The following is an 18,471-nucleotide window of genomic DNA, read 5'->3' as shown; positions in this document are numbered from 1 at the left end:
AAAAGCGTAATTCTAGCGAAGAACAAACATCACTATTGGCGAGGTGAATACAAAATGGCTAAAATTCATGTACTGGACGAGCATATTGCCAACCAGATTGCAGCGGGTGAGGTTGTGGAGCGGCCGGCTTCCGTTGTAAAGGAGCTGGTGGAGAACGCGATTGATGCCGGCAGCACCCGAATTGAGGTTTCTGTTGAAGAGGGCGGACTGCAGAGCATCCGCGTCAAAGACAACGGCTCAGGTATTGAGCCTGAGGACTGTGAGACCGCCTTCTACCGGCATGCGACCAGCAAGATTGCAAATGGACGTGATCTGTTCCTGATCACGAGCCTTGGCTTTCGCGGCGAGGCTCTGCCCAGTATCGCCGCTGTCTCGAAGGTATCCCTTCTGACTGCCAGCAGTGATGATGGTAAAGGCAGACTGATTGATATCGAAGGCGGGAAGCTAATCCGCAATGAGGATACACCTTCCGGTAAGGGAAGCGATCTTGCAGTAAGGGAATTATTTTTCAACACACCGGCAAGGCTGAAATATATGAAGAGCATCCAAACCGAGCTGGGGCATATTTCGGATGCGATGTACCGGATGGCTTTGGCTCATCCGTCCATCTCCTTTACGTTGCATCACAACGGCAATCAGCTGCTGCATACACTTGGCAACGGCGATCTGTTGCAGGTGATTGCTGCCGTTTACGGTACATCAGCGGCCAAGGCGATGCTGCCGATCTCAGCAGAAGATCCGGATTACCGGATTACCGGCTTTGTCAGCAGGCCGGAGTGGACCCGCTCCAACCGTAATGCGGTCACCACGATTGTAGGCGGAAGATACATCCGCAGCAACGGGCTGAATGCGGCTATTATGCGGGCTTATCACACGCTGCTGCCGATTAACCGCTATCCGCTGCTCGTATTGCAGCTGGACATGCATCCGTCACTCGTCGACGTCAATGTACACCCGGCGAAATTGGAGGTGCGTTTCAGTAAGGAGATCGAACTGTACGCATTTGTTGAGCAGGAGATCCGCAAGGTTCTGCTGGGCCAGAGTCTGATTCCGCGGCCGGGCAAAGAGATAATAGGCGCCAAGGGCAGCAGTTCCTTTATCCAGGAGCAGTTTGCCTTTCCAAAAGGAGCCATTCCTCAGCCAGCTGATGGTTTGCCAGGCATGGCCCGCAATGATCAAGACGGTCCAGACCCGCGGACCGCTGGTCCGCAAAGTGATATGCCCTCCGGGGTTGCTCCGCAGAGTGATCTGCAGCAAGCGGGTACATCAGATGCTAATCGTCCCGCAGAGAGACCGGGTGCTTGGAACCGCGGAGTCAGCGGTGCTTCCCCCTTCGGCAACGGGGCTGCAGCAGGTGAACGCTACTCCGGCAACGCACAGCAGCGGACGGGAGAGCCTCAGAGCGCAATGCCGGTGGCCCGGGAGTCTGCTGCGGCATACAGCGGCAGTACTTCTTCATTGCCGCGTGAAGGGACTGGCGGCAGCTACCGCCAGCCTGCCGGGGCAATGCCGCCCCGGGGAGGGATGCCTTCAGCAGAGGAGCTGTACGCTCCAACCGGCAGTGAAGATCCTGCGCTTCCTCAGTTCCCTGAGCTGAACTACATCGGCCAGCATCACGGGACATATCTTATTGCCCAGAATGACAGCGGGCTTTATCTGATTGACCAGCATGCGGCACATGAACGGATTAATTATGAATATTATTATGAGAAATTCGGGCGTCCCGAGGATGCTTCGCAGGAGCTTCTCCTGCCGATCACCCTGGAATTCACCCCTTCGGAGAGCCGCCAGCTCAGTGAAAGGCTGCATTGGTTCGAACAGGCAGGTGTATTTCTTGAGCATTTCGGAGGGCAGACTTTTCTGGTACGTTCCTTGCCGTACTGGTTCCCTGAGGGAGATGAGAAGGCGGTCATTGAGGAAATGGCGGAATGGGTGCTGAGCGAACGTTACATCGACCTGGCCAAACTGCGTGAGAAATCCTCCATTCTCTGCTCCTGCAAGGCGTCCATCAAGGCCAACCAGAAGCTTACAGAGCAGGAGGTAGAGGTTCTGCTGTCCAGGCTGGCAGCTTGCCGCCAGCCATATACATGTCCGCATGGACGACCGATCGTGGTTTCTTTCTCTTCTTATGACCTGGAGAAGCTGTTCAAACGTGTCATGTAAGTGCAGCTGCACTGCATATGAGGTAAGCCAGCTCACTTACAGCTCTTGATCTGCAATCTGTTCATTTCTATTTTTTAGCGCTCTAATGCGTACCAGATCGGAGGCATCATGATTATAACAACGGGTTTTGACCCGATACCGGAAATAGTGCTGCGGGCTGAGCAGCTTGCTGAACGCACGGGCGCATCTTATGTGCCGAGAGCTAGGTTCTCCATGCCAAAGCTGGCGGAACGTTACGGGGATGAGGAGATTCTGGTAGTTCTGCAGGAGGCGGTACGGCTGATCTCACCGGGTTTGCCACCGATGGAGTTTCATCCCAGTATGGGCTTTGTCCGGGCGAAACGCATCCTGAAGGGCGAATCTGATCCCATGCTGGAAGCTGCCGGAATGCTGCCGGGAGACAGTGTGCTGGATTGCACGGCGGGTCTTGGCAGCGATTCTCTGCTGTTTGCCGTCCACGGCGGAGAAGATTCCGTGGTGACTGCGCTGGAAAGCTCCTTGCCGCTGTATGCGCTGCTGCTTGAAGGCATGAGCCAGTACATTTCCGGCCAGCAGAAAGTAAACGAAGCGTTGCGCCGCATCCAGGTTGTGCACAGCGAACATCTGGGGTACTTGCGGGAACAGCCGGACAATAGTGTCGATATCGTCTACTTCGACCCGATGTTCCGGGTTCCCTTGACGGATTCTGCGGCGATATCCCCCTTGCGCCGTTTCGCTAACACAGCGGCCTTGACCGGGGAGAGTGTCGCTGAGGCAGTCAGAGTAGCACGCAAGGCTGTCCTGCTCAAAGAGAAGGCCTTAAGCGGCGAATTCTCACGGCTGGGCTTTACCGAACAGCTGCGCAGCAGCTCCAAAACATCGTACGGGGTGATACACATTGACAACTGAGATTAAACATAAGGTTCTGGTACTGCTGGGGCCGACCGCAGTCGGCAAAACAAGGCTTAGCCTGGAGCTCGCGGAGACGTACGGTGCAGAGATCATCTCCGGTGATTCCATGCAGGTCTACCGCGGTATGGATATCGGTACAGCCAAGATCACACCAGCGGAGATGAAGGGGATTCCACATCATTTAATTGATATCCATGATCCGCAGGATGCTTATTCTGCCGCTGAATTTCAGGTGCAGGGCGTCCGGCTGATCGAGGAGATCAGCGCCAGGGGTAAGCTTCCATTTATTGTGGGCGGAACGGGACTGTATATTGAATCCCTGTGTTATGGTTTCCGCTTCTCTGAGGCCGTGGCGGATGAGGCGTTCCGCAGCGAGCAGGACGCCTTTGCCGAAGAGCATGGAGCAGAAGCTCTGCACGCCAGACTGGCGGCTGTAGACCCTGCCAGCGCTTCCAGATTGCATCCGAATGACCGCCGCAGAATCATCCGTGCGCTGGAAATTCATCACCAGACAAAGGTTACGCTTTCGGCGTCCCATGAGGCTCAGAAGAAGGAGTCTCCATATGAGTTATGCCTCATAGGTTTGACAATGGACCGGAAAATACTATATAAACGTATTGAAGACCGAATCGATCAGATGCTGGCGGAAGGTCTCGTCGCCGAGGTGAAAGGACTGCTGGATCATGGCTACAGCAGAACTCTTGTGTCCATGCAGGGATTGGGCTACAAGGAAATTGCCGCTTATCTCGCGGGAGAAACGACGCTGGACGAGGCTGTGACACTGCTGAAGCGCGATACCCGCCGATTCGCCAAACGACAATTGTCATGGTTTCGCCACATGAAGGAAATCCAGTGGATCGACGATTTCAACGAGCAAAACTTTTCAGAGAATTTTGCAAAAATACGTGCTATAATAGCAGGAAAGTTTCTCTCAGGTCTTGAATATACTTCTGAACAATCTAATTGAACCATTGGGGGTACGTCATATGAACAAGTCCATTAACATCCAAGATACGTTCTTGAACCAGCTGCGTAAAGAGAATATCCCTGCCACAGTATATTTGACCAACGGCTTTCAAATCCGGGGAATCATCAAAGCATTTGACAATTTCACAATTGTCATCGACAGTGACGGACGCCAGCAAATGGTGTACAAGCATGCCATTTCCACCTTCACGCCACAGCGCAGCGTATCGCTGATGCAGGACAGCGGAAGCGAAGAATAACATTTTTTACAACTTTGTAGTGAAACCTTTTTGTTTATAAAGCGTTTGAATAGAGAGTGCGAGAGAGCAACCTGTGAAGGTTGTTCTTTTCATTCGTGTATACAATTTCAAGATGTTTCCGAAAGGGAGTCAGGAGGCAGCATGTCTAGAGACGATTTTTCCAGGACGAACCGCAATAGAGACAGGGGCACCACCCCTGCGAGTCCCAAAGGGAAGCCGAAGAAAAAGAAGAAGTTTCTAACCAAGAAACGCGTACTGTGGAGTTTGTTTTTTGCAACAGCGCTGGCGATTTTTTGTGCGCTTGGCGGTTACCTGTTTATTATGCTGAACGGGCAGAAGCTGCTGAATGAGAACAAGGATAAATTAACCGTGAACCCGCCGACACAGATTTTTGACCGCAATGCGAATTTGATCGGTGAACTGTCACTGGAAAAAAGTGACCCGGTAGAGTATGAAGATATTCCGAAACAACTGATCGAGGCTTTTGTTGCTACAGAAGATAAACGTTTTTTTGAACACTCAGGTGTGGATTTATGGTCGATCGGCCGCGCGGCCGTCAAGGATATCGCAGCACGCAGCATGGTTGAAGGCGGCAGCACGATCACCCAGCAGCTTGCGAAGAATATCTTCCTGACACGCGATAAGACGTTTTTCCGTAAAGCGACCGAGGTTTCCATTGCGGTTGCGCTGGAGAATGAGAACACCAAAAATGAGATTATTACGTTATACCTGAACCGGATTAACTTTGGCGGCACAGTCTATGGCATCAAGGCAGCGTCTATCCGTTATTTTGGTCAAGGCGATCTGAACAAACTTAAGCTGTGGCAAATCGCCACTTTGGCTGCAATGCCGAAAGGGCCGTCCCGTTACAATCCGCTGCGCAATCCAGAGCTGTCGAAGGAACGCCGCGGCGTAGTGCTACAGCTGATGTATGAACAGGGTAAAATCACTGAACAGGAGCGGGCTGAAGCCGCTGCGGTCAATTACAACTACAAGCCGCCGGAAAGCAAACAACGTTATCAGGCCTTTATTGATTATGCTATAGACGAGGCGGAAGATAAGTTTGGATTAACCGAAGATGATCTCAACATCGGCGGATACAAAATTTATACAACGATGGATAAAAACGCCCAGCAGACGGTAGAAGATGCTTTTGCCGACAGCGACAATTTCGAAAAAAGTGTGGATGAGGAGCTGGTGCAGGGTTCGATGACCATCATCAACCAGGAGAATGGCAGCATCGTTGCGCTGATGGGCGGACGGAATTATGAGAAGAAGGGCTACAGCCGTGTGAACGGCAGCCGGCGTTCTCCGGGTTCCTCCTTCAAACCGTTGGTTTCTTACGCTCCTGCTCTGGAGTCGGGGAAATTCTCAAGCTCCTCAATGCTCAGCAATGAAAAGCAGTGCTTCGGTAAATACTGTCCGAGAAATCTGCATGGCTACTCATCAACGATCAGCATGAGTCAGGCAATAACGAAGTCGGAGAACATCCCGGCGGTCTGGCTGCTGAATGAGATTGGTGTGGATACCGGCTTCCAGTTTGCGAAGAAGCTGGGGATCAGCCTCAGCGATGAAGACAAGAACCTGTCACTCGCCCTCGGCGGGATGAGCAAAGGAACCAATACGCTGGAAATGGCTCAGGCATACAGTGCTTTTGCCAGCGGTGGTGAACTGCGTGAGGCGTATTCGATTAAATCGATTGCCAACAGCGACGGGGACATGGTCTATAAGGCTAATACAAAGCCTGAGCGGGTGATGAGTGAGGATACAGCTTATCAAATGACCGAAATGATGCAGGACGTTGTACAGGACGGTACAGGTAAAAAAGCGAGAATCAACCGTCCGGTTGCCGGCAAGACCGGTACTACCCAGAGCGGGTACGACGGGATCAAATCCAACCGTGATGTGTGGTTTGTCGGTTATACACCGGAATGGACCGCAGCAGTGTGGATGGGATATGACAAGCCGAGCAAGACACATCTGCTCAAGAACAGCAGTCCGCTTGCAGCGGCGTTCTGGGGTAAAGTTATGGAGAAGGCTCTGGAGGGGATTCCAGAAAAGTCTTTCCCTAAACCGGAAGGTGCGAGTGCGCCTGAACCAACGGCTACTCCGGAAACGGTACAGCCTGTCACGGGTCTATCCGCTGAATATGATCCTTCAACATTGACAGTGAACCTTGGCTGGGAAGCGGCTCAGGTTGCAGGAGTGGAATACCGGATTTACCGCCGGGAAACCTCGGAGGCGGAGTTCACTTCACTTCTCAGCACAAAGTCTCTCACAATGGGTGATATTAGCGCCATGCCTGGACTGACTTACGAATATTATGTAACAGCTTATTATCCTGAACTGGATGTGGAGAGCGAGCCATCGGGCACCGTTACCGTAATGGTTCAGGATGAACTGCAGACACCAGAACCGGAAGCAACGCCTGATCCGAATCTTCCGACAGATGATCAAGGCAACGGACAGGGTAACGGAAACGGCGAAGGCAACGGCAATCCCGGTGGAAACAATGGGAATGGCAACGGCAATGGTAACGGGAATGGAAATGGGAACGGCAACGGCAATGGCAATGGCAATGGAGGAGGCAACGGCAATGGGGGTGGAGTTGTAACCCCGCCGGAAGCAACCACTACTCCGCCTCCGCCAACCCCGCTCCCAACTAGTTCACCTGTTGAAACCTCCGGTTCAGGAAACGCAGGTACGGATAACAGTACTGAGGCAGGAACGGTTCCGGAGAACGGATTTTCAAATGAGGGCCAATCTCCTCAATAACAATGGTGATTGTCTTTGATCCAAAGGACTATCCTTTACCCATCCAAGATGGGAAAGGATAGTCCTTTTTTTTGAATGGACCTTTAAATATTTCCTTTAATCCAGAAGCTGTAACCTTTGATTACGTTGCCGGCAGTTCTGTTTTTTTACGGGATGTTTTGAGTGTGTCTCTTAAATGTGTTAAGCTGAAGACACCATTTCTTGAGAGGGTAATTCATATGAAACGTAAATTCGGAGACCGGGCCAACTGGCGCCGGATTACGCGCCGACATTTCGCCTGCCGCTATGTGGAAACCCGGGAATTCAGCGGTTATATCACTCTTTATACGATTTACGGGCTGAAGGAACCACTGTGGAAGAGCTATGGAAGGCATACATACCGCATAGCGGACAAAGGATATTCTTGGCTGCAATATTTTCCCAAGGATAGCCACTATATTGTGACGGCTATGTTCGACGAACGACAGAATATCGTACAATGGTACATTGACACCTGCAAAGTTCAAGGCGTCACGGATCAAGGCGTTCCATGGTTTGATGATTTGTACCTGGACGTTGTGGTGCTTTGGAACGGAGAGGTGTTTTTGCTGGATGAGGATGAACTTGAGGAAGCGCTGGAAAGGGAAGACATTACGGACAGCGACTATAATCTGGCCTGGGCAACAGCCAAGAGCATTCTACGCAGTATTGACGCACATGCCTTTCCTTATTTCTCTCTCTCACTGAAGCATCGTGCCGAATTGTTCCATCACGGAGAATTCAGGAGGAAATAAAAAATGGAATGGTACGTTTACCAAAGAGGTTCATCTCCAATACGCAAAGTGTCCAGAAAACGCCGCTCCCGGCGTAAGCGCAACTTGCTTATTGCAGGTATAACGATTGTGGCAGCAGGCCTCCTATGGTGTGCAGTTGTGTTTAATAACATTAACAGTGCAGCTACAACATCACCCATGGCGAAAGCGGATGCAGGTATTATTCTCGGCATGTCCATGTGGGGGGATAAGCCAAGCCCCGGCCTGAAGGAACGGCTGGATTACGGGCTAAAGCTCTATCGGGAGGGAATGTTCAGCACCTTTATTGTTTCGGGGGGGCTGGACGATCCGGACTACAAATTTACCGAAGGTCAAGGAATGCGGAATTATCTGGTGGAGCAAGGTGTGCCGGAAGAAGATATCCTTATGGAGAACAAATCTACCAGCACGTACGAGAATCTGCTGTTCAGCCAGGAAATTATGAAGCGTGAGGGGATGACGTCTTCGGTTATTATTACGCATACTTTTCATGGACAGCGGGCGCAAGAAATTGCCAGAGAATTGGGCTATGCTGCACCTGAGCTGGGGCTTACCGAGTCAAAGGTGATGTCGATGGCCAAGTATAAATCCCGTGAAATCCTGGCCTACACCAAATGGAAGCTTCAGCAGTTATTTCTGTAATTCATCTGCCAAGTATAAAAATCCTGAAACTGCTAATAAGACCTCATGTACCGGAATAGACTTACTTAGAGCAGTCAGCCCTGGATAATGAGGTGAATAAGGTGAACGGACGCGTAGCGGCAGCAAGCGGGCGGGAGGAAGGCAGACCGTCAAGGCAAATCAATATTGTGCTGCGGAATCAAGATCCCCCTCCGATGAGCAGTGCGGTGAGCGACAGCAGCAGTGGAGCCGCGCTCCCCAAAAATCACGGCCATAGCGGACTGTTCCAGGAGTTAAGCCGGGAACTTGATGGTCTTGTTGGCTTGGATAATATCAAGGAGCTTGTATTTGAGATATATGCGCTTCTGCAGATCGCCCAGATGCGCAGCGAGGCAGGGCTTGCCAGTGGCGGCCAGGCTTACCATATGGTCTTCAAGGGTAATCCCGGAACCGGTAAAACGACGGTAGCGAGGATTGTTGCCAAGCTGTTCCAGCGGATGGGTGTATTAAGCAAGGGGCATCTGATCGAGGTAGAGCGAGCGGATCTCGTCGGCGAATATATTGGACATACCGCCCAGAAGACACGTGACCTGGTGAAAAAGGCGCTCGGAGGCATCCTATTTATTGATGAAGCCTACAGTCTTGCCCGCGGTGGAGATAAGGATTTTGGAAAGGAAGCCATCGATACGCTGGTAAAATCCATGGAGGATCACCGCAGCCAGTTTGTGCTGATCCTGGCCGGGTACTCCGGCGAGATCGATTATTTTCTGATGAGCAATCCGGGGCTGCCTTCTAGATTCCCCATACAGGTTGAATTTCCCGACTATACGATTGATCAGCTGCTGCAGATTGCCGAACTTATGGCCAAGGAACGCGATTATATTTTGATGCCGCAGGCGATACTCAAGTTAAAGCAGCATTTGCTGGTGGAGAAGACGGAGAGCCTTCATGCCTTTAGTAATGCGCGCTTTGTGCGCAATTCGATTGAGAAATCCGTGCGTGCACAAGCAGTACGCTTGCTGAACCAGTACGAGAGCAACAGCCCCGGCAAGCAGGAGCTGATGACACTGCGGGCTGAAGATTTTAAGCTGTAAAACAAAATATGATTAACGGATGATATACCTCAGTGGGGTATGGAGATAAGGAGCATTGAATGCATGACGACAACACATGATACACAAACAGATATCCAGGACCGGGCAATATTAGTCAGTTTGGTAACGGACAAAATTAAGCGCACCGGCATCGACCCGGAGCTTTCCCTGCAAGAATTGGTGCAGCTGGCGGAGACAGCCGGTGTCGAAGTGCTGGACGTGCTGCGCCAGAACAAGGAAACTCCTGATTCCAAATGGTTCATCGGCAAGGGGAAGGTAGAAGAGCTGCGGATGGCTGCAGATGGTTTCGGTGCGAATACGGCAATCTTTGACCAGGAGCTGTCCGGAGCGCAGGTGCGCAATCTGGAGGAAGCTCTGGATCTGAAAATTATCGACCGCACCCAGTTGATTCTGGATATCTTTGCCGGACGGGCGAAGACGCGGGAAGGTATTATTCAGGTAGAGCTGGCACAGCTCTCCTATCTGCTGCCGCGCCTCTCCGGGCAGGGTAAAAACCTGTCCAGACTCGGCGGCGGTATCGGCACAAGAGGACCAGGGGAAAGCAAGCTGGAGACGGACCGCCGGCACATCCGCAACCGGATTGATGAACTGAAACGCCAGCTCGACGAAGTGGTGAAGACCCGTGAGCTGCATCGTGAACGCCGCCGCAAGAGCGGTGCCGTACAGGTGGCCCTTGTCGGATATACAAATGCAGGCAAATCGACGCTGTTGAAGCAGCTCACGGATGCAGATGTATATATTGAGAATCAGTTGTTCGCTACACTTGACCCGACTTCACGTGTACTGCAGCTCCTGTCAGGCAAAGAGGTTGTGTTAACGGATACGGTTGGATTCATACAGAATCTGCCGCATGATCTGGTGGCATCCTTCCGTGCCACTCTGGAGGAAGTGAATGAAGCGAATCTGGTGCTGCATGTAGTCGACGCCTCTTCTCCAATGCGTGAGGAACAAATGGAGGTTGTCCAAGCCATTCTCACGGATCTGGGTGCTGCCGGGAAGCCGCAAATTACATTGTTCAACAAAAGCGATATCTGTCAGCCGGAACAGCTGGAGATGCTTCCTGCAGGTCCGGGATATTTAAAGATCAGTGCTTTTAACCCTGAAGATCTAACTCTGATCCGGGAGATCATCGAAGATTCGCTGGCAGGGGATACTCTGACCTTCCGGATTCCAGGTGACCGTGGTGACCTGTCTTCATTGCTCTACCGTGTAGGCGAGGTGTTGGAGCAGCAGTACGACGAGAATGATGTGCTCTACAATGTCCGCTTAAACAAAGAGGATTATGAGAAATGGGGCTACAAGTTAGCGGAGTTCGTAGTGCAGGAATAGACCATCATTTTGAGCAAGTCTCAAAATAAATTAAGGAATGCATTGAGTGTCCCCACAAAGCATGGATATCTCCTTCGGTCTTCGAAGCCGAATCCTACTGTGTGGGGCTAATTCTTGATGTTAAGTAAATGTAATGTAAGGGGAGAACAAGGGGAAATGGCTGTTTTTGCAGAGGATATTTTACATGCGGCAGAGGCTGCAGAACTTGAAATTGAAAGTGCGGTAAAAAAGCTGGACCGGATAGTGGACCACAATCAGTGGAAGGTTATTGAGGCGTTCCAGCGGCAGCAGGTGAGCGATTTTCACTTTGCGGGTTCTACCGGTTATGCTTATAATGACCGGGGCCGTGAAGTGCTGGATCTTGTATATGCCGAGGTATTCGGTGCGGAGGCGGCACTGGTTCGGCCTCATTTTGCTTCTGGTACGCATACCATCTCTACGGCGCTTTTTGGTGTACTGCGTCCAGGAGACGAATTGCTGTACATCACAGGACGCCCATACGATACGTTGCATAAAGTAGTTGGCAAGCCCGGTGACGGGACAGGCTCTTTGGCCGATTTTGGGATCGGCTACCGTGAGACCGCTTTAACCGGTGAAGGGAAAGTAGATTGGGACGAAGTAGCGCTCGCTATAAATGACCATACAAAAGTTATCGGAATCCAAAGATCGCGTGGCTATGATTGGCGTTCTTCCTTTACGGTCGCAGAAATCGGCGATATGGTAACAAAAGTGAAAAGGTTGAAACCGGATGTCATCGTGTTCGTAGACAACTGTTATGGAGAATTTACGGAAGAGCTTGAGCCTCCCCAGGTGGGAGCCGACCTCGTCGCAGGTTCACTGATCAAGAATCCGGGTGGGGGAATCGCTGAGACAGGCGGATATATTTGCGGACGCAGCGATCTTGTCGAGCTGGCGGCCTACAGGCTCACAGCACCGGGGATAGGCGGAGAAGTGGGCGCGATGCTGGGAACAACACGCGGACTCTACCAAGGGCTCTTTATGGCTCCACACACGGTGGGGCAAGCGCTCAAAGGCAGTATCTTTGCAGCTGCTGTCTTTCAGCGCTGCGGGTTTACGACCAAGCCAGCCTGGGAGGAACCGCGTACGGACCTGATCCAGGCGGTTGCTTTTGACGGGCCGGAGCATCTGATTGCCTTTGTGCAGGGGATTCAACGTGCTGCAGCCGTTGACAGCCATGTTGTGCCAGAGCCTTGGGATATGCCTGGTTATGAACATCCTGTCATTATGGCGGCAGGAACGTTCATCCAGGGTGGCAGCTTGGAGTTATCTGCGGATGCGCCGATCCGGGCGCCCTATATTGGCTATATGCAAGGCGGATTAACCTATTCTCATGTGAAGTACGGTGTGTTGATGGCGCTGCAAAGTATGCGGGATAGAAATCTTCTGTAAGAAAAACTCACACACCATTGACACGCGAAACCAGGAAATGTACAATGAGATGAGAAAAAGATCATTGGAAGGTTGGATGAGTCATGGGTGATGAAATCCGCAGAAATATGGCACTATTTCCTATAGGTATTGTAATGAAGCTAACCGATTTATCTGCCAGACAAATTCGTTATTATGAGCAGCACAGTCTGATTGTGCCCGCTCGTACCTCAGGCAATCAGCGTTTGTTCTCATTTAATGATGTGGAACGCCTGTTGGAAATCAAAGCATTAATCGAGAAGGGTGTTAACATTGCCGGCATCAAGCAGGTGATGAACCCAGTCACGAAGGAATCCGAAGAAGCTACGGTTATTACCCCTGATACAGAGGTTAGACGTAGAGAGTTGTCCGATTCACAGCTTCATCGTTTGCTGAAGCAGGAACTGGTTTCCGGTAAAAGACCGGGACAAGTCTCTCTTATTCAAGGCGAACTTTCCCGGTTTTTTAATAAATAACATAAAGAGACATGAAAGGGAGAGGGTATAGTGAGCTTTTCTAAAGAGGATATTATGCGCATCGCCAAGGAAGAAAACGTCCGTTTTATTCGCCTGCAATTTACCGACTTGCTCGGAACGATCAAAAATGTAGAGATTCCTGTTAGCCAGCTCGAAAAGGCGCTCGACAATAAAATGATGTTCGATGGTTCCTCCATTGAAGGTTATGTCCGGATTGAAGAATCCGACATGTATCTCTATCCCGACCTCAGCACATGGGTAATCTTCCCTTGGGTGACTGACAGCCGGGTTGCTCGTCTGATTTGTGATGTGTACATGCCTGACGGAACACCGTTTGCCGGAGACCCGCGTGGTATTCTGAAGCGTTGTCTGGAAGAAGCCGAAGAAATGGGTTATACCGCGATGAACGTTGGACCTGAACCTGAGTTTTTCCTCTTCAAAACTGATGAAAGAGGGAACCCAACTACGGAATTGAATGACCAAGGCGGATATTTCGATTTGGCGCCGATGGATCTTGGAGAGAACTGCCGCCGCGAAATCGTATTGACTCTTGAAGAGATGGGCTTTGAAATCGAAGCTTCCCACCATGAAGTTGCTTCCGGCCAGCATGAAATTGACTTCAAATATGCTGATGCCATCAAAGCTGCTGACCAAATTCAAACCTTTAAGCTTGTCGTGAAGACGGTAGCCCGCCAGCACGGCCTGCATGCTACTTTTATGCCTAAACCACTTTTTGGAATGAACGGATCCGGTATGCACGCTCACCAATCCCTGTTCAAAGGCAAAGAGAATGTGTTCTACGATGAGAGCGACACACTTGGCCTGAGCAAGACAGCCCGTTACTACATGGCAGGTATTCTGAAGCATGCCCGTGCGTTTGCTGCAATCACGAACCCGACAGTGAACTCTTACAAACGTCTGGTTCCCGGTTATGAAGCGCCTTGCTACGTAGCATGGTCCGCCAGCAACCGCAGCCCGATGATCCGTATCCCTGCTTCCAGAGGGCTGAGCACTCGCATCGAGGTCCGCAATCCGGATCCGGCTGCTAACCCTTACCTTGCACTTGCTGTAATGTTGAAGGCAGGTCTTGACGGCATCAAGCGCCAACTGGATCTTCCAGCTCCAATCGACCGTAACATCTATGTGATGTCAGAAGAAGAGCGGATTGAAGAAGGCATCCCTAGCTTGCCATCCGATCTGAAGGAAGCGTTGAACGAAATGATCCGCAGCCATGTCATCACCGAAGCCCTCGGCGAACATGCGCTGGCTCACTTCTATGAACTGAAAGAAATCGAGTGGGATATCTATCGCACCCAGGTTCACGAGTGGGAAAGAGACCAGTACATGACTCTTTACTAGAATACAGCAGCCCTTGGCGCTCTAAGCGCTGGGGGTTTTTCTTTTTGTGGGCGTGGGAGTAGTGAAGGACTCTTAAATTAATAGTGCCCACAAAATGCCCACAAATATTTTGAGGTGTCTATTCGAGGATGGATTTCATGTGGTTTCATACTTTTCCATACTGCTCGCTTCAATCTTTTTGGAAACGTGGGAATAGACGTCCGCAGTAATTCTCATGCTGCCGTGTCCCAATCGTTCTTGTACATACTTCATACCATTGCCTGCCTCTAGGAGTAGCACAGCATGGGTGTGTCTCAGAGAGTGGATCGGCATTGATGGAAGCTCTGCACGCTTAAGAATTCGCGAAAAGGAATTAAAGAGGGAAGACTTAGGGCCCCTCGCTTTAACTCTCCCTTTAATAGAAACCCCCCTGCATGGATTTTTATCCAATTTCCCGAGAGTAACTGCTTTTTCCAACGCACTGTTCATAGTGTTATGGGTAATTTCAACGGTGCTTTTGCTGTATTTTTCGCCAAGATGATTTAGAAATTTTTAATAACCAATCGGCTGTACTTTTCGGAACATGATAGCCTGAAAGTAAGGTTTGATATGGTTTTTGATATTGTTCTGATGCTGAATCAAAGTATTCTTCCGGACTGTACCAACCTTGTACTCCTGTACATATTGCTCCAGATAATCGACTAGAGGTAAATCTGTCTGTTCATAACCTTCTGATATTTTCCTCTCTGCGTTTGCCGCTGCAAGCTGGGCTTCCTTCTTGGTCTCAAAGCCGCGTTGCGACTTTTCTTTAAATTTCTGAGTTATGGGGTCTTTGTAACGAATACGATATTCCCAGCCTGTGCTTTGCTTCTTAAAACTTGCCATTTCACTCCTGCCAACAGAATGTTTGTTCGCTTTTTTGTGTATAGGAAATAGCCTTTCGGCTACGAATCCTCAAGATAAAGGTTTCATGCTGTGACCTATCCGACGAAGAACTGCAGAAATACCGTGAGATGCCGCAAGATACATTCTGGGATTATCATAGTAAGCCGCATATTACACCATCCAGAAAAACAAAAGGAGCATAGAGGATATATTCCTCTTGCTCCATAGAATTAACCTCTATTCCGAACTTTCCTAAAATGTCTTTTCACTATGGTTCTACCCGTTAATCTCTTAGATATTTTACGAACTTTTTCTCTATATTTTTCTTTTTCTTTTTCACTTATGGCATGCCTATTAATTTCATCAAAGAGATGGTCAAGACGAAGATTTATTTCCTCACCCAGGATCACTACAACATTGCTGAATTCATCATCAATCTGGGTTTCGAAATAATTAACTAACTCGTTCTTGTCTTCGAAATCCTTACAAATAACATCAAAGACTATTTTTTCTTTCTTGTAATTCCAAAAATGAGTTTGCTTAATCATTATTCATACTCTCCTAATCATTTTCTACATCAAGATGCATTAATTGTTCAATACTCGTGAGCCCTAAAGCTAAAACTATTTTTTCTAAATGTTCCCGATTTATTGAGGTACGCATGTTATTGCATATTTCGCTTATTGCAGCTTTGCGAATCCCAGTTTTCTCGGCCAAAGATTTTTGAGACATACCGCGTTCATCTAATAGTTCTTGGACTTTAATGGTTATCGACACCATGCGTTCTTCCACCTCCAATGAGTTGATTCTATCACAAGACACGAAATTACGCAATTTCGTAATTTATGTGTTGACGATACGGAATAACGGAATGTAGTAACCATTTAGTAAAGGGAGGGACAACTTGTGGATTTAATTACTCGACTTGAAGCCTATGTAAGAGATGAATTGCAGCCGAAGTATACATACCCTATTGGGCTGGTGCATACGAAGGCATTCGAAGAAGCAGGGAAGGGGCGATTGTATATTTGGATTGATAAGGGTGTGACGTTTGAGCACAAGTTCATTGAATTGCCAGAGAAACTATATACTTCAGGAAAAAACTCCTGACCCAGAGAAAGGAGATTCCTATGGATACAAAAACGGTCAACCTTGCAAAATTGGAGGATCAACCACAAGCAATTAGAGAAGCAATTGCCTTTTATGCAGCGCACAGTGTACTGCCAATTCACTTCACCGCAGCCGAACGTGAACGTCATTATTCAACATTAGAGAAGGCTGGTTACTTGGAACGAATTTCCTGAATCCCGTAGCGAAACCGGATAATTCAAGAAATAAAATTCATACATAGGAGGTGCAAAAGAGCATGGGAGAACACAAAACATTCTGGAAGCCCGAGAAGCAGATTAAAGAGAAAAAGACCTACGGCAGTCTGGGATCTAATAAACCAAAGACTAAGAAGGAAGTTCCAGAATGGAAGAAAGGTCTCCTTGCTCATCATCAAAAAGGCCAAAGTTCTAAAGATCGAGGCGAGTTTAATGACGATGTACTTGCTGAAATCATTGCCGAATCCAGTGGTACTTGTCCTATATGCAAATGCGCTCCATCAGACACAACTCATCATGTTATGCCCAAAGGACGGAAAGGTCGCGGTGTGAAGACCAATGGATTAAGACTGTGCTGGCCTTGTCATGATGCCATCCAAACGAATGAAGAAGCCTTGCAATACTGGATATCGGTATTCCGTGACAAATACGGGGATCACTTCTGGTTTGATGAAAAAGATTGGGACGAATACAATCATAAGCTTGCTGTTCAGCAACAGAAGGAACAAGAAAAGCAGCAACGTGAAAATCAGATACAACCAGTAGTAGATCTCTTATCTGCAGCAGCTGGCCGGAACTTGAAGGGGAAAGAGGTTTGCTTGCTCCAATTATTTGAGGATAAGGATATGGCAGTATTTGCAACGCTAATGGCGGATGTATTCGGCAGACCACTAGAAGAACCGAAGGTTTATAGCTATGGTGAACGCTTTGAAGATTAGGAGTTGATCGAAATGGCTAATGTTCGAGATACTGCTTATCGGCAGAATCTTACCAATAAAAGAGAAATGGGACCGATATTCGAATCCCATGAACTACAACTTTACAGAAAGTTAGAAGAGGTTGATTATCTCATCGCATGTATCTCCAGCGAAGCGACAACGTGTTGTGTAAGTTCAGACTATTGCAGAGAGTTCATTCGAACACAGGTAACAGACATGATCGATCAGATAGCTTAAAAACGGGAAAAGGAATGGAAGTCCAGATCTCGAAAAGCGAAGTGAAATTACAAATATTTCATATAACAACGAGAAAGAGTGCTAAATATGACTGAACTCAGCCCAGCAGCTAAGGAATTATGCGAGGACAATTACGCATCGAATTGCGGGCGTTGCCCACTCCGGCTTGCATGTGTACAGAATGTAGGTCCGGGGAGAGAGAGGCATATGACCGCTGTCAGGGAGAGGTGAACACCGAGGAAGAGATTTTAGTAAATAAATAAGCGCCGTATTTTCGGCGCCATTCAATAAATTTCATATCACTTGCGAGAATTTCTGCTCTTCACTGACATGAACGCTAAACCAGTAACAAGAATGATGAAAAATATGGTTAAATATTCCATGAATAGCACCTCACTATTCTGTTTTCTAATTCCAGATAAATTATACCATAATATGGATTATTCATTATTGCGAATAAATAAAGAGGCATAACACCGCCAGGAAGGAGATAACCCATTGATCCTACAAGGTGACAACATACAGAGAGGAGGATGCTTGTGATTCTTCAAGGCGACTGCTTGGAGATAATACCCACCATCGAAAGCAAAACAATCGACATGATTCTCTATCGGTATTGAGAAAGAACCGGAGTACGTCGAACTGTCTAAGCGGCGGACGGCAATTATACAGCAGCAGTTAATTTAAGGGATCAGCAAGCCCCTAACTAAAAATTAAAGGCACAAAGAATATGAGAAAGACAATAAGTACGATAACACTGCTTATTCTACTCATGATGAGATAGGCATCACTGGGTTCGGAGTCACCCTTTACCATCCATCCATAACGCATGTACCAACCCATTGCCGGAAAGAAAATATTCAGTATCGCAAGCAACATGAAAAGTATAGCGAAGACCACCATTTTTACCAGCTCCTTTATTAATATTACTCAGACTGAGCAAATGAGGTTGCACATTTAGGGGCTGTCATAGCCCCAGGGAGGGGGAAACTTACTTATCTTTAGGGGGCTTAGGTTTTTCCGCCTGATACATGGCTACTCCAAATACAATTCCTAATCCGCCACTTATTACAATGTTGTCGAAAACAATGGCAAAAGATAAAAAGTGCAGATAGCATTCTTTTCTTTCCATTCAACATACAACACCCTTTT

Annotated in this window: 19 protein-coding genes and 1 pseudogene; 15 read left to right on the top strand and 5 right to left on the bottom strand. The window is 48.8% G+C overall.

The features are described 5' to 3' along the window. Positions 1–54 precede the first annotated feature (54 nt). From mutL to glnA, 12 genes are all read left to right on the top strand, one after another. Positions 55–2,163 (top strand): DNA mismatch repair endonuclease MutL, encoded by a 2,109-nt coding sequence (gene mutL / locus MHI45_RS03420; protein WP_341118896.1) that lies wholly within the window; start codon positions 55–57, stop codon positions 2,161–2,163. A gap of 108 nt (positions 2,164–2,271) precedes the next feature. Beyond that, entirely contained in the window at positions 2,272–3,051 is a 780-nt protein-coding gene (locus tag MHI45_RS03415) for a class I SAM-dependent methyltransferase (protein WP_340897906.1), read from the top strand. After that, a complete protein-coding gene (miaA, locus tag MHI45_RS03410) occupies positions 3,041–4,021 on the top strand; it encodes a tRNA (adenosine(37)-N6)-dimethylallyltransferase MiaA (protein ID WP_340897907.1) in 981 nt (326 codons plus the stop codon). Before MHI45_RS03415 ends, miaA begins: the two co-directional genes overlap by 11 nt. Positions 4,022–4,040: 19 nt before the next feature. Further along, positions 4,041–4,280, top strand: coding sequence for an RNA chaperone Hfq (gene hfq / locus MHI45_RS03405; protein ID WP_019910673.1), 240 nt, complete (start codon positions 4,041–4,043; stop codon positions 4,278–4,280). A gap of 141 nt (positions 4,281–4,421) precedes the next feature. Further along, positions 4,422–7,055: a transglycosylase domain-containing protein gene (locus tag MHI45_RS03400; protein WP_341118895.1), complete on the top strand. Its 2,634-nt coding sequence runs from the start codon at positions 4,422–4,424 to the stop codon at positions 7,053–7,055. A 218-nt stretch (positions 7,056–7,273) separates the two neighbouring features. Next, positions 7,274–7,828, top strand: coding sequence for a DUF402 domain-containing protein (locus tag MHI45_RS03395; RefSeq protein WP_038593019.1), 555 nt, complete (start codon positions 7,274–7,276; stop codon positions 7,826–7,828). A gap of 3 nt (positions 7,829–7,831) precedes the next feature. Beyond that, positions 7,832–8,488 (top strand): YdcF family protein, encoded by a 657-nt coding sequence (locus tag MHI45_RS03390; RefSeq protein ID WP_076109497.1) that lies wholly within the window; start codon positions 7,832–7,834, stop codon positions 8,486–8,488. Between the two features lie 101 nt (positions 8,489–8,589). Next, complete coding sequence (locus MHI45_RS03385) at positions 8,590–9,561, top strand: AAA family ATPase (protein ID WP_076109498.1); 972 nt, start codon at positions 8,590–8,592, stop codon at positions 9,559–9,561. A 63-nt stretch (positions 9,562–9,624) separates the two neighbouring features. Further along, the gene (gene hflX / locus MHI45_RS03380; protein WP_076109499.1) at positions 9,625–10,911 is read left to right on the top strand and encodes a GTPase HflX; all 1,287 of its coding nucleotides are present in this window, start codon (positions 9,625–9,627) and stop codon (positions 10,909–10,911) included. Between the two features lie 156 nt (positions 10,912–11,067). Continuing rightward, positions 11,068–12,321, top strand: a complete 1,254-nt coding sequence (locus MHI45_RS03375; RefSeq protein ID WP_076109500.1) for a methionine gamma-lyase family protein — start codon at positions 11,068–11,070, stop codon at positions 12,319–12,321. 83 nt (positions 12,322–12,404) lie between these two features. Further along, positions 12,405–12,815: a MerR family transcriptional regulator gene (locus tag MHI45_RS03370; RefSeq protein ID WP_036656080.1), complete on the top strand. Its 411-nt coding sequence runs from the start codon at positions 12,405–12,407 to the stop codon at positions 12,813–12,815. 30 nt (positions 12,816–12,845) lie between these two features. Next, positions 12,846–14,174: a type I glutamate--ammonia ligase gene (glnA, locus tag MHI45_RS03365; protein ID WP_038593006.1), complete on the top strand. Its 1,329-nt coding sequence runs from the start codon at positions 12,846–12,848 to the stop codon at positions 14,172–14,174. A 135-nt stretch (positions 14,175–14,309) separates the two neighbouring features. Here the strand turns inward: glnA and MHI45_RS03360 are convergent. The 3 genes and pseudogenes from MHI45_RS03360 to MHI45_RS03350 all read right to left on the bottom strand — a co-directional run bounded on the left by MHI45_RS03360 (position 14,310) and on the right by MHI45_RS03350 (position 15,818). Then, positions 14,310–15,038 (bottom strand): annotated as a pseudogene (locus MHI45_RS03360) (tyrosine-type recombinase/integrase). Between the two features lie 230 nt (positions 15,039–15,268). After that, a complete protein-coding gene (locus tag MHI45_RS03355) occupies positions 15,269–15,586 on the bottom strand; it encodes a hypothetical protein (protein ID WP_076109501.1) in 318 nt (105 codons plus the stop codon). A gap of 13 nt (positions 15,587–15,599) precedes the next feature. After that, positions 15,600–15,818 (bottom strand): helix-turn-helix domain-containing protein, encoded by a 219-nt coding sequence (locus tag MHI45_RS03350; RefSeq protein WP_083675496.1) that lies wholly within the window; start codon positions 15,816–15,818, stop codon positions 15,600–15,602. Between the two features lie 126 nt (positions 15,819–15,944). Here MHI45_RS03350 and MHI45_RS03345 point away from each other — a divergent pair, with 126 nt between their 5' ends. The 3 genes from MHI45_RS03345 to MHI45_RS03335 all read left to right on the top strand — a co-directional run bounded on the left by MHI45_RS03345 (position 15,945) and on the right by MHI45_RS03335 (position 17,082). Beyond that, entirely contained in the window at positions 15,945–16,148 is a 204-nt protein-coding gene (locus MHI45_RS03345) for a hypothetical protein (RefSeq protein WP_076109502.1), read from the top strand. 20 nt (positions 16,149–16,168) lie between these two features. Then, positions 16,169–16,342 (top strand): hypothetical protein, encoded by a 174-nt coding sequence (locus tag MHI45_RS03340; RefSeq protein ID WP_179091688.1) that lies wholly within the window; start codon positions 16,169–16,171, stop codon positions 16,340–16,342. Between the two features lie 62 nt (positions 16,343–16,404). Then, the gene (locus tag MHI45_RS03335; RefSeq protein WP_076109503.1) at positions 16,405–17,082 is read left to right on the top strand and encodes an HNH endonuclease signature motif containing protein; all 678 of its coding nucleotides are present in this window, start codon (positions 16,405–16,407) and stop codon (positions 17,080–17,082) included. 939 nt (positions 17,083–18,021) lie between these two features. On the opposite strand, the gene MHI45_RS03330 is transcribed toward MHI45_RS03335, so the two are convergent. Together MHI45_RS03330 and MHI45_RS03325 are read right to left on the bottom strand one after the other, a co-directional pair. Next, the gene (locus MHI45_RS03330; protein WP_076109505.1) at positions 18,022–18,222 is read right to left on the bottom strand and encodes a DUF6199 family natural product biosynthesis protein; all 201 of its coding nucleotides are present in this window, start codon (positions 18,220–18,222) and stop codon (positions 18,022–18,024) included. A gap of 88 nt (positions 18,223–18,310) precedes the next feature. Beyond that, on the bottom strand, positions 18,311–18,451 hold the full coding sequence (locus tag MHI45_RS03325) for a hypothetical protein (protein WP_179091689.1): 141 nt from the start codon (positions 18,449–18,451) through the stop codon (positions 18,311–18,313). Positions 18,452–18,471 lie beyond the last annotated feature (20 nt).

This window comes from Paenibacillus sp. FSL H3-0321, assembly GCF_038002865.1.
In the GTDB taxonomy this organism is placed as follows: Bacteria; Bacillota; Bacilli; order Paenibacillales; family Paenibacillaceae; genus Paenibacillus_AQ.
This window is presented reverse-complemented; position numbering and strand designations above follow the sequence as displayed.